The sequence below is a fragment of the Lysinibacillus irui genome (assembly GCF_028877475.1).
GTDB classification, from domain to species: domain Bacteria; phylum Bacillota; class Bacilli; order Bacillales_A; family Planococcaceae; genus Lysinibacillus; species Lysinibacillus irui.
The window spans coordinates 4,240,258-4,256,347 of record NZ_CP113527.1 but is presented as its reverse complement, the minus strand read 5'-3'; the positions used below and the strand labels follow the sequence as shown (position 1 = coordinate 4,256,347).

The 16,090-nt window shown below is 42.0% G+C and carries 10 protein-coding genes, 6 tRNA genes and 3 rRNA genes; 16 read left to right on the top strand and 3 right to left on the bottom strand.

What is annotated here, in order from left to right:
- The first annotated feature begins 68 nt into the window (after positions 1 to 68).
- On the top strand, positions 69 to 1,124 hold the full coding sequence (locus OU989_RS21420) for a P-loop NTPase (protein ID WP_274794938.1): 1,056 nt from the start codon (positions 69 to 71) through the stop codon (positions 1,122 to 1,124).
- 59 nt (positions 1,125 to 1,183) lie between these two features.
- Here OU989_RS21420 and gerD read toward each other — a convergent pair whose 3' ends face one another.
- Positions 1,184 to 1,798 (bottom strand): spore germination lipoprotein GerD, encoded by a 615-nt coding sequence (gene gerD, locus OU989_RS21415; RefSeq protein ID WP_274794937.1) that lies wholly within the window; start codon positions 1,796 to 1,798, stop codon positions 1,184 to 1,186.
- Positions 1,799 to 1,949: 151 nt separating this feature from the next.
- Between gerD and OU989_RS21410 the strand changes: the two genes are divergently transcribed.
- Positions 1,950 to 2,624: a KinB-signaling pathway activation protein gene (locus tag OU989_RS21410; RefSeq protein WP_274794936.1), complete on the top strand. Its 675-nt coding sequence runs from the start codon at positions 1,950 to 1,952 to the stop codon at positions 2,622 to 2,624.
- Positions 2,625 to 2,657: 33 nt separating this feature from the next.
- Here OU989_RS21410 and OU989_RS21405 read toward each other — a convergent pair whose 3' ends face one another.
- Complete coding sequence (locus OU989_RS21405; RefSeq protein WP_274794935.1) at positions 2,658 to 3,314, bottom strand: hypothetical protein; 657 nt, start codon at positions 3,312 to 3,314, stop codon at positions 2,658 to 2,660.
- A 268-nt stretch (positions 3,315 to 3,582) separates the two neighbouring features.
- Here OU989_RS21405 and OU989_RS21400 point away from each other — a divergent pair.
- From OU989_RS21400 to rrf, 3 genes are all read left to right on the top strand, one after another.
- Positions 3,583 to 5,134: ribosomal RNA gene (locus tag OU989_RS21400) — 16S ribosomal RNA — on the top strand.
- Between the two features lie 366 nt (positions 5,135 to 5,500).
- A 23S ribosomal RNA gene (locus OU989_RS21395) occupies positions 5,501 to 8,428 on the top strand.
- Positions 8,429 to 8,615: 187 nt separating this feature from the next.
- Positions 8,616 to 8,731 (top strand): 5S ribosomal RNA (rrf, locus tag OU989_RS21390).
- The 16S, 23S and 5S rRNA genes sit together here, the layout of an rRNA operon.
- 119 nt (positions 8,732 to 8,850) lie before the next feature.
- Here the strand turns inward: rrf and mbcS are convergent.
- Complete coding sequence (gene mbcS / locus OU989_RS21385) at positions 8,851 to 10,440, bottom strand: acyl-CoA synthetase MbcS (protein WP_274794934.1); 1,590 nt, start codon at positions 10,438 to 10,440, stop codon at positions 8,851 to 8,853.
- Positions 10,441 to 10,709: 269 nt separating this feature from the next.
- Here mbcS and OU989_RS21380 point away from each other — a divergent pair.
- The 11 genes from OU989_RS21380 to OU989_RS21330 all read left to right on the top strand — a co-directional run bounded on the left by OU989_RS21380 (position 10,710) and on the right by OU989_RS21330 (position 15,874).
- Positions 10,710 to 10,786 (top strand) — tRNA-Asn (locus OU989_RS21380).
- Positions 10,787 to 10,901: 115 nt separating this feature from the next.
- A tRNA-Glu gene (locus OU989_RS21375) sits at positions 10,902 to 10,976 on the top strand.
- 54 nt (positions 10,977 to 11,030) lie between these two features.
- Positions 11,031 to 11,106, top strand: a tRNA-Val gene (locus tag OU989_RS21370).
- Between the two features lie 15 nt (positions 11,107 to 11,121).
- Positions 11,122 to 11,205: transfer RNA gene (locus OU989_RS21365), tRNA-Tyr, on the top strand.
- Between the two features lie 14 nt (positions 11,206 to 11,219).
- Positions 11,220 to 11,294 (top strand) — tRNA-Gln (locus OU989_RS21360).
- Positions 11,295 to 11,306: 12 nt separating this feature from the next.
- Positions 11,307 to 11,379: transfer RNA gene (locus OU989_RS21355), tRNA-Lys, on the top strand.
- Positions 11,380 to 11,564: 185 nt separating this feature from the next.
- Positions 11,565 to 12,470 (top strand): arginase, encoded by a 906-nt coding sequence (rocF, locus tag OU989_RS21350; RefSeq protein WP_274794933.1) that lies wholly within the window; start codon positions 11,565 to 11,567, stop codon positions 12,468 to 12,470.
- Between the two features lie 133 nt (positions 12,471 to 12,603).
- On the top strand, positions 12,604 to 13,167 hold the full coding sequence (gene sigW, locus OU989_RS21345; protein WP_004225410.1) for an RNA polymerase sigma factor SigW: 564 nt from the start codon (positions 12,604 to 12,606) through the stop codon (positions 13,165 to 13,167).
- A gap of 13 nt (positions 13,168 to 13,180) precedes the next feature.
- Positions 13,181 to 13,807, top strand: coding sequence for an anti-sigma factor family protein (locus tag OU989_RS21340; RefSeq protein WP_274794932.1), 627 nt, complete (start codon positions 13,181 to 13,183; stop codon positions 13,805 to 13,807).
- 149 nt (positions 13,808 to 13,956) lie between these two features.
- Entirely contained in the window at positions 13,957 to 14,793 is an 837-nt protein-coding gene (cdaA, locus tag OU989_RS21335) for a diadenylate cyclase CdaA (protein ID WP_274794931.1), read from the top strand.
- On the top strand, positions 14,786 to 15,874 hold the full coding sequence (locus tag OU989_RS21330; RefSeq protein ID WP_274794930.1) for a CdaR family protein: 1,089 nt from the start codon (positions 14,786 to 14,788) through the stop codon (positions 15,872 to 15,874). Before cdaA ends, OU989_RS21330 begins: the two co-directional genes overlap by 8 nt.
- The last annotated feature ends 216 nt before the right edge of the window (positions 15,875 to 16,090 follow it).

Here is a 16,090-nt window from a genome sequence, read left to right as displayed (position 1 = left end):
ACATCTACAACGTAAATCAAATCATTATGATATACTAACAATGAGACAAGATAAGGGGAGTGTTCGCCGTGATTACTGAACAACAAGTACGAGAAATACTGGGACAACTACAAGATCCATTTTTACATAAATCGCTTGCAGAAACAGATGGTATTACAAACGTAGCAATTAAAGAAGAAAAAAATCATGTCAGTGTAAAAGTTGCGATCGCTAAATTAAACACACCAGAACAATTACAGCTTCAAATGAAAATTGTTGAGGTTTTAAAAGAAGCGGGTGCAAACACAGTCGGTATTCGCTTTGAAGAATTATCAGCAGAAAAATTACAAAGCTTCCGTGGCACAGCTACAGAATCAGAAGCTCAGGATATTTTATCACCATTAAGCACAGTTCAAGTAATTTCTATTGCTTCTGGTAAAGGTGGTGTAGGTAAGTCTACTGTATCTGTTAACTTAGCTGTTGCTTTAGCCCGTTTAGGTAAAAAAGTGGGCTTAATTGATGCAGATATTTATGGATTTAGTGTGCCAGATATGATGGGTGTTACAGATATGCCTAAGGTAGTAGACAATCGTATATACCCAGTAGATCGCTTTGGTGTAAAAATGATTTCTATGGGCTTCTTTGTGGAAAACAATGCACCTATCGTATGGCGTGGGCCAATGTTAGGTAAAGTATTAGATCAATTCTTCCGCGATGTTGAATGGGGAGAGCTTGATTATTTACTATTAGATTTGCCACCGGGAACAGGTGATGTAGCATTAGATATTCATCAAATGTTACCGTCATCAAAAGAAATCGTTGTTACAACACCACATCCAACAGCTGCATTTGTTGCAGCTCGTGCAGGCGCTATGGCTCTGCAAACAGACCATGAAATTTTAGGTGTTATTGAAAATATGGCTTGGTTTGAATCTAAATCAGGCGAGCGAGAATTTGTCTTTGGTCAAGGCGGTGGTCCTAAGCTAGCTGAAGAGCTACGTACAGAGCTACTTGGACAAATCCCACTTGGGCAACCTGATTGGACGGATGAAGATTTTGCTCCTTCTGTTTATGCTGAAAACCATTCAACAGGTCAAATTTATTTAGATATCGCAACGAAAGTCATTGAGAAATTAAGTAAATAAATAAAAAACCGGATAATCTCCACTTTGGGGAAAATCCGGTTTTTATATTGCTATTCTGGTTATTCAGTGCCTTTTTGCTCCTTATCCGTACCGCCACCACTATCGCCACTTGCTTCCTTCTTATCGCCACTTCCAGATGAACCCGTTTCGCCGCCGCCACTCTTTTTAATAAGTTCTTGCCATTTAGATTGCATTAAAGGGCTTTCGATTGTATCCTTCACGACTTCCTCCATTTGCTTGCGCATATTGGATGATTTTAGGATGGTTTCTAACTGCTTCTGCATATCAGGTTGCCCGAAAAAAGCCTCCATATCCTTTTGGAAAGTAGGATCTTTTATTAATTCCTTCATAATATCCTGTTGCTGTTTTTGCATGCTTTTCGCAACAGTTTCTTTAAATTTTGGATCTTCAAAGGTTTTCTTCCAAAAGTCTTCTGCTTCCTTGGAAAGTAATGTTTCTTCTGTAGCCTTTTTCACTTCATCATGCTCTAAAATCAAAAGCTCACGGAAACTTGGCTCTTCTAAAAGCTGTCGCAATGCCTTCTTACCATCCTCTGTTTGTAAAGAGTCGATCATGATTTTTTTTATTTCATCATAGGACATGGTAGAGGTTTTATCTTGTGCACAGGCAGAAAGAAAAAGCATTAAAATCAATAATAAGATGAATTTTCGCATCGACAATCAGTCCTTTCTCTAGATAGACTCTTTCAATTATTGTTCACATTTCTGATGACTTTATGTATTGGATAGGATGAGAATTAGCTTTTTTAACAATGCATTGATAAAATAAGGACAGATATATTGAGAAATTGGGGGACTTTTAGTTGTGACGATACGAAATTGGGCAAAGTTTTTCTTCTTTGCAATGCTCGTTGGTGGTGTAGTCAACGGAGTTTTTAGTTTATTTATTCGCTGGGAATTCTTCCAACCCTACATAGTAAACGGTCAATGGGGCGAGTTTTTTGCTGGTCTTTTATGGATGGTTTTCTTAGGCTTTACAATGAGTGTTATTGCACAGGCAGGTTTTTTTGCTTATTTAACACTTCATCAAGTAGGTGTAAATATTTTTAGAACACTGACATTATGGAATTGGGTACAGCTTTTATTAATCGCAATTACTATTTTTGATATTGTCTTCTTCCGTTTCGTACCGGGGGTAAAGGATGGGCAAAGCTGGTTATTTTATACGGGTTTATTGATCGTTCTCATTTTTGGAGCATTAGCGACAGCGGTCCAAAAAGTAAAATTAACAGGAAAAAAACATGTATTAATTTCTGCCCTTTTCTTTATGATTGTGATTACAACATTGGAATGGACAATTGCTTTAATGGGTCGTGATGAAAACATTAATGAATATGTTGCGCTATTATTATTCCCGTTATTGGCTGTTAATGCGTATCAATTATTAGTATTACCGAAATATAATGCAAAATCCGATGAAGATCGTCAAAAATTAGAAGCACGTCGCAAAGCACGTCGTCAACAAGCAAAAAATGCATAAGAAAAATTGCCTCTACTAATGGAGGCAATTTTTTTATGGGGATTTTTTTGTTTGAACCTTATAGCCAAATATATTTTCTTCAATTGACATAAACTTATTTTGTTGTATAAGTTTATTTAGATCTTTAAAAGGTATTTTATTGTTTTGATGGAGCGGGAAAAATACAAAATCGCCTTTTTGCAATTTTGGAGTCTTCTCACCTTGCCAAATAAGAGAAGGTGACAATAAATTCATTTGTTGCTGAAACAGAGATTTTTGCAGGTCCTGTGAATATTGATGATTCCGAGTAGCGAACCACAGTGGTTTTTCCTTCAAATATTTTTCATAGGTATTAATTTCTTTTTCTATGAGAGCAATGTCTACTGGTTCATCTGTTGAATCTTCTGGGCCAAGCAACCCCGTAGGTAATTTTCGTTCATGTATGATTTTTATATGTTCGGGGGAACGCTTAATCCAATCTGTATCTAAAAGTAAAAGTGGATAAGGTTCTTTTACCGTTTGGAGCCATTCTAATAGAGAGTCATCTGAGAATGAAATCTCAACAATAAGAGACGTACCATAATGTCCTTTCGTGACTACTACTGGTGCATTAGCAATATTAAATACAGAAATCATCGTTGAATTTATAGGCTTTAGAAAAACAAAGAGAGTTACGATAAAAAGCAGTGAAATCAACGTTTTGCGGACCATAATAATAACCCCGTTTCTAAAATTTTAAAGAAAAAATGAATCTCTTTAAAAAAACTTATGATTTACTGTTGACTTTCATGAATAATCGATGTTATTATGTATAAGTCGCCAAGAGGTGACAGAGAAATCAACAACATGAACCTTGAAAACTGAACAAGCAAAACGTAATCAATAAAGTTTTAAGTAACTAGTTTCGGTTAGTGAACAAAACAAAATTTTGGACATCAAAATTGATGCCAGCAAAACAATTTGAGCTAATCAAATTTCTTTTATGGAGAGTTTGATCCTGGCTCAGGACGAACGCTGGCGGCGTGCCTAATACATGCAAGTCGAGCGAACAGACAAGGAGCTTGCTCCTTTGACGTTAGCGGCGGACGGGTGAGTAACACGTGGGCAACCTACCTTATAGTTTGGGATAACTCCGGGAAACCGGGGCTAATACCGAATAATCTGTTCCACCTCATGGTGGAACACTGAAAGACGGTTTCGGCTGTCGCTATAAGATGGGCCCGCGGCGCATTAGCTAGTTGGTGAGGTAACGGCTCACCAAGGCGACGATGCGTAGCCGACCTGAGAGGGTGATCGGCCACACTGGGACTGAGACACGGCCCAGACTCCTACGGGAGGCAGCAGTAGGGAATCTTCCACAATGGGCGAAAGCCTGATGGAGCAACGCCGCGTGAGTGAAGAAGGTTTTCGGATCGTAAAACTCTGTTGTAAGGGAAGAACAAGTACAGTAGTAACTGGCTGTACCTTGACGGTACCTTATTAGAAAGCCACGGCTAACTACGTGCCAGCAGCCGCGGTAATACGTAGGTGGCAAGCGTTGTCCGGAATTATTGGGCGTAAAGCGCGCGCAGGCGGTCCTTTAAGTCTGATGTGAAAGCCCACGGCTCAACCGTGGAGGGTCATTGGAAACTGGGGGACTTGAGTGCAGAAGAGGAAAGTGGAATTCCAAGTGTAGCGGTGAAATGCGTAGAGATTTGGAGGAACACCAGTGGCGAAGGCGACTTTCTGGTCTGTAACTGACGCTGAGGCGCGAAAGCGTGGGGAGCAAACAGGATTAGATACCCTGGTAGTCCACGCCGTAAACGATGAGTGCTAAGTGTTAGGGGGTTTCCGCCCCTTAGTGCTGCAGCTAACGCATTAAGCACTCCGCCTGGGGAGTACGGTCGCAAGACTGAAACTCAAAGGAATTGACGGGGGCCCGCACAAGCGGTGGAGCATGTGGTTTAATTCGAAGCAACGCGAAGAACCTTACCAGGTCTTGACATCCCGTTGACCACTGTAGAGATATAGTTTCCCCTTCGGGGGCAACGGTGACAGGTGGTGCATGGTTGTCGTCAGCTCGTGTCGTGAGATGTTGGGTTAAGTCCCGCAACGAGCGCAACCCTTGATCTTAGTTGCCATCATTTAGTTGGGCACTCTAAGGTGACTGCCGGTGACAAACCGGAGGAAGGTGGGGATGACGTCAAATCATCATGCCCCTTATGACCTGGGCTACACACGTGCTACAATGGACGATACAAACGGTTGCCAACTCGCGAGAGGGAGCTAATCCGATAAAGTCGTTCTCAGTTCGGATTGTAGGCTGCAACTCGCCTACATGAAGCCGGAATCGCTAGTAATCGCGGATCAGCATGCCGCGGTGAATACGTTCCCGGGCCTTGTACACACCGCCCGTCACACCACGAGAGTTTGTAACACCCGAAGTCGGTGAGGTAACCTTTTGGAGCCAGCCGCCGAAGGTGGGATAGATGATTGGGGTGAAGTCGTAACAAGGTAGCCGTATCGGAAGGTGCGGCTGGATCACCTCCTTTCTAAGGATTATTTCGGAATACAAACCTTGGGTTTGTAAGATTACGTTTTGCGTTCAGTTTTGAAGGTTCATTCTTCCGAATGAAATACTTCAAATATGTGCTCCTGTCGCTACGCTTTCGTCGCAAAGCTGCGAAGAAGTAGAAGCAGGCAGTAACTTTGTTCTTTGAAAACTGGATAAAACGACATTGAAATTGTAACAAACACATTTATTTTTTAAGTTTTTTATAGGCTTAATAACATTAGTAAGGTTTCAAGACACAAGCAGTTCTAGGAAGCAATCGAGTGAATGAAGGAGCGTACTTCAGTACGTGACTGATTGAACGAGTGAAGCTGACAACGAAATGCGATATGTATTGAAAGCTGTAGGTTAAGTTATTAAGGGCGCACGGCGAATGCCTTGGCACTAGGAGCCGAAGAAGGACGGCACTAACACCGATATGCTTCGGGGAGCTGTAAGTGAGCTTTGATCCGGAGATTTCCGAATGGGGGAACCCACTACGTTTAATCGCGTAGTATCTTGACGTGAATACATAGCGTCTTGAAGGCAGACCCAGGGAACTGAAACATCTAAGTACCTGGAGGAAGAGAAAGAAAAATCGATTCCCTGAGTAGCGGCGAGCGAAACGGGAAGAGCCCAAACCAAGAGGCTTGCCTCTTGGGGTTGTAGGACACTCTATACGGAGTTACAAAAGAGCGAGTTAGATGAAGCGACTTGGAAAGGTCCGCCAGAGCAGGTAAAAGCCCTGTAGTCGAAAGTTCGTTCTCTCCTGAGTGGATCCTGAGTACGGCGGAACACGTGAAATTCCGTCGGAATCCGGGAGGACCATCTCCCAAGGCTAAATACTACCTAGTGACCGATAGTGAACCAGTACCGTGAGGGAAAGGTGAAAAGCACCCCGGGAGGGGAGTGAAAGAGATCCTGAAACCGTGTGCCTACAAGTAGTTAGAGCCCGTTAATGGGTGATAGCGTGCCTTTTGTAGAATGAACCGGCGAGTTACGATTACGTGCAAGGTTAAGCTTTAGAAGGCGGAGCCGCAGCGAAAGCGAGTCTGAATAGGGCGAAATAGTACGTGGTCGTAGACCCGAAACCAGGTGATCTACCCATGTCCAGGGTGAAGGTAAGGTAACACTTACTGGAGGCCCGAACCCACGCACGTTGAAAAGTGCGGGGATGAGGTGTGGGTAGCGGAGAAATTCCAATCGAACTTGGAGATAGCTGGTTCTCTCCGAAATAGCTTTAGGGCTAGCCTCGTGATGAGAATACTGGAGGTAGAGCACTGTTTGGACTAGGGGGCCATCCCGGTTTACCGAATTCAGACAAACTCCGAATGCCAGATATTTATACACGGGAGTCAGACTGCGAGTGATAAGATCCGTAGTCAAAAGGGAAACAGCCCAGACCACCAGCTAAGGTCCCAAAGTAATCGTTAAGTGGAAAAGGATGTGGCGTTGCACAGACAACCAGGATGTTGGCTTAGAAGCAGCCATCATTTAAAGAGTGCGTAATAGCTCACTGGTCGAGTGACGCTGCGCCGAAAATGTATCGGGGCTAAACGATTCACCGAAGCTGTGGATTGACATCTACGATGTCAGTGGTAGGAGAGCGTTCTAAGTGCGTTGAAGTCAGACCGGAAGGACTGGTGGAGCGCTTAGAAGTGAGAATGCCGGTATGAGTAGCGAAAGACGGGTGAGAATCCCGTCCACCGTATGACTAAGGTTTCCTGAGGAAGGCTCGTCCGCTCAGGGTTAGTCGGGACCTAAGCCGAGGCCGACAGGCGTAGGCGATGGACAACAGGTTGATATTCCTGTACCACCTCCTCACCGTTTGAGAAATGGGGGGACGCAGTAGGATAGGGTAAGCGCGCTGTTGGTTATGCGCGTCCAAGCAGTAAGGCGTGTGTGTAGGCAAATCCGCACACTGTAACGTTGAGCTGTGATGGCGAGTCCGTATGGACGAAGTTCCTGATTTCACACTGCCAAGAAAAGCCTCTATCGAGGTGAGAGGTGCCCGTACCGCAAACCGACACAGGTAGTCGAGGAGAGAATCCTAAGGTGTGCGAGAGAACTCTCGTTAAGGAACTCGGCAAAATGACCCCGTAACTTCGGGAGAAGGGGTGCTCTTGAGCGTGCAAGCGCATGAGAGCCGCAGTGAATAGGCCCAGGCGACTGTTTAGCAAAAACACAGGTCTCTGCAAAACCGTAAGGTGACGTATAGGGGCTGACGCCTGCCCGGTGCTGGAAGGTTAAGAGGAGTGGTTAGCGCAAGCGAAGCTGCGAATTGAAGCCCCAGTAAACGGCGGCCGTAACTATAACGGTCCTAAGGTAGCGAAATTCCTTGTCGGGTAAGTTCCGACCCGCACGAAAGGCGTAACGATCTGGGCACTGTCTCAACGAGAGACTCGGTGAAATTATAGTACCTGTGAAGATGCAGGTTACCCGCGACAGGACGGAAAGACCCCGTGGAGCTTTACTGTAGCCTGATATTGAATTTTGGTACAACTTGTACAGGATAGGTAGGAGCCAGAGATCTCGGAGCGCCAGCTTCGAAGGAGGCGTCGGTGGGATACTACCCTGGTTGTATTGAAATTCTAACCCATGCCCCTTAGCGGGGCAGGAGACAGTGTCAGGCGGACAGTTTGACTGGGGCGGTCGCCTCCTAAAAGGTAACGGAGGCGCCCAAAGGTTCCCTCAGAATGGTTGGAAATCATTCGTAGAGTGTAAAGGCACAAGGGAGCTTGACTGCGAGACCTACAAGTCGAGCAGGGTCGAAAGACGGGCTTAGTGATCCGGTGGTTCCGCATGGAAGGGCCATCGCTCAACGGATAAAAGCTACCCCGGGGATAACAGGCTTATCTCCCCCAAGAGTCCACATCGACGGGGAGGTTTGGCACCTCGATGTCGGCTCATCGCATCCTGGGGCTGTAGTCGGTCCCAAGGGTTGGGCTGTTCGCCCATTAAAGCGGTACGCGAGCTGGGTTCAGAACGTCGTGAGACAGTTCGGTCCCTATCCGTCGTGGGCGTAGGAAATTTGAGAGGAGCTGTCCTTAGTACGAGAGGACCGGGATGGACACACCGCTGGTGTACCAGTTGTCTTGCCAAAGGCATCGCTGGGTAGCTATGTGTGGACGGGATAAGTGCTGAAAGCATCTAAGCATGAAGCCCCCCTCAAGATGAGATTTCCCATTACGCAAGTAAGTAAGATCCCTCAAAGACGATGAGGTAGATAGGTTCGAGGTGGAAGTGTGGTGACACATGGAGCTGACGAATACTAATCGATCGAGGACTTAACCAAATTGTTTGAAGCATTCAATGCACCGTTTATCCAGTTTTGAAAGAATAATCTTTCAAAAAAGAGAGCTTCAAGACACAAGTAGAACAAGGAAGCAACCGAGTGATTGAGGGAGCGTACTAATGTACGTGACTGATTGAGCGAGAGCAGCTGACGGAGTAATACGCCGTGTATTGAAGGTCGAACATAGTCTAGTGATGATGGCAAAGAGGTCACACCCGTTCCCATACCGAACACGGAAGTTAAGCTCTTTAGCGCCGATGGTAGTTGGGGGCTTCCCCCTGTGAGAGTAGGACGTCGCTAGGCGCAAAAAGTCGCTGCTGATACACTCAGTAGTGGCTTTTTTTATTTAAGCTGATAAAAAAATTGTATATAGTAAGAAAGGCGTTCCTTAAAAGGAGCGCCTTTTTATTTTCAATATGTTGTTATGAATGCGTATGAACAGTAGAAGCTCGAAGTTCAATACGGCGAATCTTCCCGGATGTTGTTTTCGGTAACTCATCAATAAAGACGATACTTCGAGGGTATTTATAAGGCGCTGTTAACGTTTTTACATGCTCTTGTAGCTCCTTTATTAACTCTTCTTCATCACGGGCCTTGAAGCCGTCTCGTAAAATAATAAAGGCCTTTACAATATGCCCTCTAATTTCATCTGGCGCGGCAACAACTGCACACTCTTGTACAGCTTCATGTTTGTTTAAGGCATCCTCTACCTCGAATGGTCCGATGGTATAACCAGATGAAATAATAATGTCATCTCCACGACCTTCAAACCAGAAGTAACCATCCTCATCGCATTTTGCCTGATCACCAGTAATATACCAATCACCACGGAATGCTGCTTGAGTACGTTCAGGCTCCTTGTAATATTCTTTAAATAGAGCAGGGGAGGATTTGTGAACGGCAATATCACCAACCTCGCCAACCGGTGCTTCATTACCTTCATTGTCGATAATACGTACAATATTACCTGGTGTTGGAACACCCATTGATCCTGGACGTAATTCAGTGTTTTCAAGTGTACCAATTAATAATGTATTTTCTGTCTGCCCGTAACCATCTCGTACTTTAAGTCCAAAATGCTTCATGAAGGTTTCGATGACTGGACGATTTAATGGTTCACCAGCAGAAACGGCACTACGGAGAGAGGAAAGATTATAGTCTTGTAGATTATCAATTTTCGCCATGATACGATATTCAGTCGGTGTACAACATAGGACATTAATTTTTTCCTCTTGCATTAATTGAAGGTATGTCTTTGCATCAAACCCACCATGATAAACGAATGCTGTGGCACCAAGCATGATTGTGGATAAGAAAGGACTCCAAATCCATTTTTGCCATCCCGGGGCTGCAGTTGCCCAAACTAAATCACCTTCACGAACGCAAAGCCATTTTGAAGCAGCTGTTCGAATATGTGCATATCCCCAGCCATGTGAATGAACAACACCTTTAGGTTTACCGGTTGTCCCTGAAGTATACGAAAGGAATGCCATATCATCACGTTTTGTTGCTACAGCTGTAAATGTAGTTGGCTGTGTACTTGCTAATTCATCTAAAGAAGTCCATTCTTCTTTTGCACTACCGATAACTAATTTGTTATTTAATGCGTCTACAGTAGAAGCTATTTGATCAACCTCACCAGTAAATGCCTCATAGGCAATAACGGCACTAGCAGAAGAATGTTCCATACGATATTCCAAGTCACTTGCACGTAGCATTTCTGAACATGAAATAGGAACAATGCCAGCCTTTAAGCAGCCAAGAAAAACGAAATAGGCTTCTGGTAGGCGAGGTATAATAACTAAAACGCGATCCCCTTTTTGAAGCCCTATCTTCGTAAACGCATTGGCGTATTGGTTCATTTTTTGGACAAGTTCAACATATGAAACTGTTCTTCTCTCTTGTTGTGTATTTAACCAACGTATTGCTTGACGATCACTATCCTGCGAAAACTTTTCTAATTCCTCTGTGATGTTATAAAACTCAGGTGCAATTAAATCATTTGATACCATAAGAACATTCCTCCCCCAGGAAATTTGATAGAAAATTCATAAAACTATTTTTATTTTAACAATTACAATAATATACAGCAAGAATATTTAGTACGTAAAATAGAAATATTAGATATAATAGAGAACTATTATGCATTGAATTAATCTGTAAGCATCCTTCGACAAAAAAATATAAAAATTTTCACCAAATGTGTTGCATTATTTAGAATGCTTGCTATAATAAGAAATGTACTTAAGAGGTTGTTTAAAACCGAATTGAATAGTATTGTTCCGAAGTAGCTCAGTTGGTAGTAGCACCTGACTGTTAATCAGGTTGTCGCAGGTTCGAGTCCTGCCTTCGGAGCCATTTTTTTGTCCATTTTTAAGATTCTGTTGTACATAAAAATTTTTTTGTAGAAAAGTGTTGCAACAATTAGGAAAAGATGTTATTATAAGTCTTGTCCTGTTTAAGACATAAGAATGGCCCCTTGGTCAAGTGGTTAAGACACCGCCCTTTCACGGCGGTAACACGGGTTCGAATCCCGTAGGGGTCACCATTAAAACATAGGCTTTAAAAAGAAAATAAACTGTGACATAACACCTGTTTCTATGGAGGATTAGCTCAGCTGGGAGAGCATCTGCCTTACAAGCAGAGGGTCGGCGGTTCGAGCCCGTCATCCTCCACCATTATTGTGTTATTCCGGAGGGGTAGCGAAGTGGCTAAACGCGGCGGACTGTAAATCCGCTCCTTAGGGTTCGGCGGTTCGAATCCGTCCCCCTCCACCAGTTTTATAAATGATTGGGGTATAGCCAAGCGGTAAGGCAACGGATTTTGATTCCGTCATGCCTAGGTTCGAATCCTAGTACCCCAGCCATTTTTCTTTTATGAGCCATTAGCTCAGTTGGTAGAGCATCTGACTTTTAATCAGAGGGTCGAAGGTTCGAGTCCTTCATGGCTCACTTTTTTAGAATAAAATACATTCAAAAGTGTTATATTAATTACTGATAACTAATCTCTTACTGAAAACAGTAGGAGATTTTTTTATGTTCTCTAAATTTGAATAAATATGCATGTTTTTGTCGAGTTGAGCCAAGTGGTATGTAGGCTTTACAATAATCTTATAACTTTTAGGGGGTATAAAAACATGAATAAACTTAATATTTCTATTATTGGAGTACCAACAGATTACGGACAAGCACGTCGTGGTGTAGATATGGGACCTAGTGCTATCCGTTATGCGGGGGTTGTAGAACGTTTAGAAGCTATTGGACACGAAGTACAAGATCAAGGGGATATTCGTGTTAGCCAAAAGCAAGCGGATGCCGCAGTAGATGAAAAATTACTTAATTTAGAGGAAGTAGTGGAGGTTAGTACTGCTTTAGCTAATAGTGTGCATGAAGTAGTGGAACAGAAAAAGTTCCCGCTTGTATTTGGTGGAGATCACAGTATTGCGATTGGGACATTAGCGGGACTAGGTGAGCATTATAAAAACCTTGGTGTTATTTGGTATGACGCTCATGCGGATTTAAATACACCTGAGACAACACCTTCAGGTAATATCCATGGTATGCCATTAGCGGTTAGTATCGGACTAGGTCACGAACGTTTAGTCCAAATTCGCAACTATGCTCCAAAAATTAAACCAGAGAACGTTATTATTATCGGAGCTCGTTCAGTAGATCCTGGTGAGCGTGATTTGATTAAAGAGCAAGGCATCAAAGTTTATACAATGCATGAGATTGACCGACTTGGAATGACGCGTGTCATGGAAGATGCACTCGCTTATTTAAAAGAGCGTAATGTTGATGGTTTACATTTATCTCTTGATTTAGATGGATTAGATCCGCTATATACTCCAGGGGTTGGTACGCCTGTTCCAGGAGGAATTACGTATCGTGAAAGTCATTTAGCAATGGAGATGCTACAGGAATCTGGGATGGTAACATCAGCGGAGTTTGTAGAAGTAAATCCAATTTTAGATGAGAAGAATACAACGGCAAATGTAGCTGTTGCATTAATGGGATCATTATTTGGAGAAACACTAGTTTAAAGAAAATTTTACAAAAAATTGCCTGTTGCCACATTGCATAAAAATCTTTTGCTATAATTAAATTAAAACGAAACTTTTCTTATCGATGGGTCGTATAGTATAAGACAGTTGTAAAGGTGGAGAAGTCAACACGATGGATGCGTTAGTAAATAAGAGAATAAAACAAGTGCTTAAAGGCGATCAAAACGCATTTGCCGATATTGTGAGTCTCTATCAGCACAAACTGTACCAAGTATGCTATCGAATGTTAGGCAACAAACAAGAGTCCGAAGACATTGCTCAAGAGGCTTTTGTGCGTGCTTATATGAACTTGCATACATTTGATCAGAAAAGAAAGTTTTCGACGTGGCTTTATCGCATAGCGACAAACCTCTGCATTGACCGTATTCGAAAAAAGAAACCGGATTATTATTTAGATGCAGAAGTAGCTGGTACAGAAGGGCTTGATATGTATTCGCAAATCGCAGCAGACGACCAGCTACCAGAGGAGCAGTTAGAGCAAATGGAGCTGCAAGATCGCATTCAATATGAAATTGGACGTTTGCCGGATAAATACCGTTCAGTTATAGTATTGAAGTATATAGAAGAGTTATCGTTGCAAGAGATTAGCGAGATTTTAGATATGCCGCTTGGAACGGTGAAAACAAGGATTCACCGCGGACGTGAGGCATTACGTAAACAGTTAAACAATCTGTAGGAGGGGGAGCGTCATGAATACTTGTCCAGAGCATATTATAGACTATATGCATGATTATTTAGACGGTGACATTAGTCGTGAGCATGAGCAAGAGTTGAAACAACACTTGCATACATGTAATGATTGTAAACAGTTGATGCAAGAATTGAGTGAAACAATCGCCTTTGTGAAGAGTGCTTCCCATATTACAGCGCCTCCGGATTTTGAAGTAGCAGTAATGGCTCGTTTACCTAAGCCAAAAAGTCGAGTAGGTATACAAAAATGGATACGCCGGCATCCGTTTTTTGTGGCAGCAGCAGTATTTTGCTTATTTATGAGTGCTACATTATTAGGTAGCTTCATGGATGATCAGCATTTCTCCGTAACCAAACAACCAAATTTAGTTGTGGATGGTCAAACGGTGATTGTACCTGAAGGAGAAGTGGTGAAGGGTGATATTGTTGTGAAAAACGGCGATTTGATTGTTGAAGGTGAAGTTGATGGCAACGTCACAGTGATTAACGGGCAATATATGGCATCTTCAGCGGTAGTTTCCGGAAGAATTGAGGAAATTGACGAAGTATTTGAATGGCTTTGGTATACGATTAAAAATTCTGTAAAGACGGCCATGACATTTGAGGAAAAAGAAGAAACTAAATAACACTCTATACGTCCTAAAAAATAGTGCACGTGAGAGGCTGAAAGGTCTACTCTTTAGAGTAGACTTTTTATTTGAAAAAAGTTACATTTGTTAAGAATGTGATATACTTGAATGTGTATGGATTCGCAATGAAAAGTGGGGGATGCCACGTGCAAATTATCGAACATTTCACGGATTTAACTCCTGTGAATATTGTTATTAACTTCATTGATGTACTGCTCGTTTGGTACGTTGTTTATAAAGTCTTAACCCTCATTAAAGGTACAAAGGCTGTCCAATTACTTAAGGGAATTTTCGTCATTATTATTGCACGAATTGCAACAGACCTTTTAGGGTTACAAACACTAGGCTGGATGTTACAACAGGTCATTGAGTTTGGTTTCTTAGCGATTATTATCATATTCCAACCTGAAATCAGACGTGGTCTAGAACAAATTGGCCGAGGAAAGCTATTCCAACGTTCATCTAGTCAAGAAGAAGAAGAACAAACAAGACTCATTGAGGCTATGAAGAAGTCTGTTAGTTATATGGCTAAACGACGAATTGGTGCGTTAATTTCTATAGAAAAAGAAACGGGTCTTAATGAATATATTGAAACAGGTATAGGACTAAATGCTGAAATTTCGTCAGAACTTCTCATTAATATCTTTATACCTAATACGCCGCTACATGATGGAGCGGTTATTATGCAAAAAGATAAAGTTACGGCAGCAGCATGTTATTTACCACTTTCTGAAAGTCCGTTTATTTCAAAAGAGCTAGGGACACGTCACCGTGCTGCACTTGGTTTAAGTGAAGTTACAGATGCTATTACAATTGTTGTATCAGAGGAAACGGGTGCAATTAGTCTTACATTAAACGGTAATCTACATCGCAATCTTTCTCTAGAGGAGTTCGAAACACTGTTACGCAAAATGTGGTTCGGTTCAGCACAGGAATCTAATGCAGCCTCTAAGTTGACTTGGAGGGGGAAAAAGAATGGATAAAATGATGGATAGCCCTTGGGTATTAAGAATCATCGCGCTATTTTTAGCATTTTTGCTTTTTTTCTCAGTTCGTACTGAGCTATCTCCAATAAGTAAAACAACAACGAACGAACAAACAGATGTCATTCGTGATGTTCCAGTAGATGTTTATTACGATAATGAAAATCTTATTGTATCAGGCTTACCTGAAACAGTCGATGTTACCATTGAAGGTCCAATGCCTCTGGTTTTAAAAGCAAAAGCCGCAAAAGACTTTTCTATATTTGTTGATTTAAGCAATTTATTGATTGGAGAACATGATGTAAAGCTAAAATACGAAAATATTTCTGATAAGTTAAAGGTTACATTAGACCCTGCAACAGTTCATGTGAATATTGAGGAAAAGGTCACACAGGAATTCCGTGTTGACCCTGAAATGAATAAGCGTCTCATCCAAGAAGGTTATATATTAAAAGATATGACAGCCAATCCTCCTACCGTTTACGTGACGGGTGCAAAAAGTGCTATTGAAAGCATAAGCTATGTAAAAGCTACTGTTACAGGTGAACAAGGTCTTACTCAGTCATTTTCACAGGAGGCAGCAGTAAAAGTATTAGATCGAGATTTAAATAAGTTAGATGTGACAATTGAACCTGAAACAGTTAAGGTTCAAGTAGATATCGAAGAATATAGTCGAGAGATACCTGTTGTGCTCAGGGAAACAGGGCAAGCGGCACAAGACATTACGATTAATTCATTAACATTTACACCGAAAATGATTAAAGTATTTGGTAGAAAATCAATTATTGATGGTTTAACTGAAATACCAATTACAGTTGACCTGTCAAAAATTACAGAGTCCAAAACATATGAATTTGATGTAAAATTACCAGATGGTGTAACAAAAATATCTGACAAAAAAATAAAAGTGAAGGCAGATATTACAAAGGTAGAGAAAGAGGAACAACCGAAAACACCAGCTTCTACAGAGGAAACGCCACAGTTACCGCCACCTCCAACTGAAGAAACTGATGAGGTTGATGATAACACTACTACTGATAAAAATACGCCAACTGAGGAAACGGAAGATATTGATTCTTAAACAATATGTGACTATAATTTTATTTTGATTCTAAATCAAAAATCCAATCGGAGTTTGTTTTGGTGAGTAGGAATTATTCTTTCACCAAACAAACTGGCTGATAGGAATGTTAATAATTACCAATGAATGAACAAAACAGACTTTTCCAAAAGTAGGCGGACAAGTATCTAATGAATTTATTCATTAGGCACAGTCTTGCATTGAAGGAGAGAATAA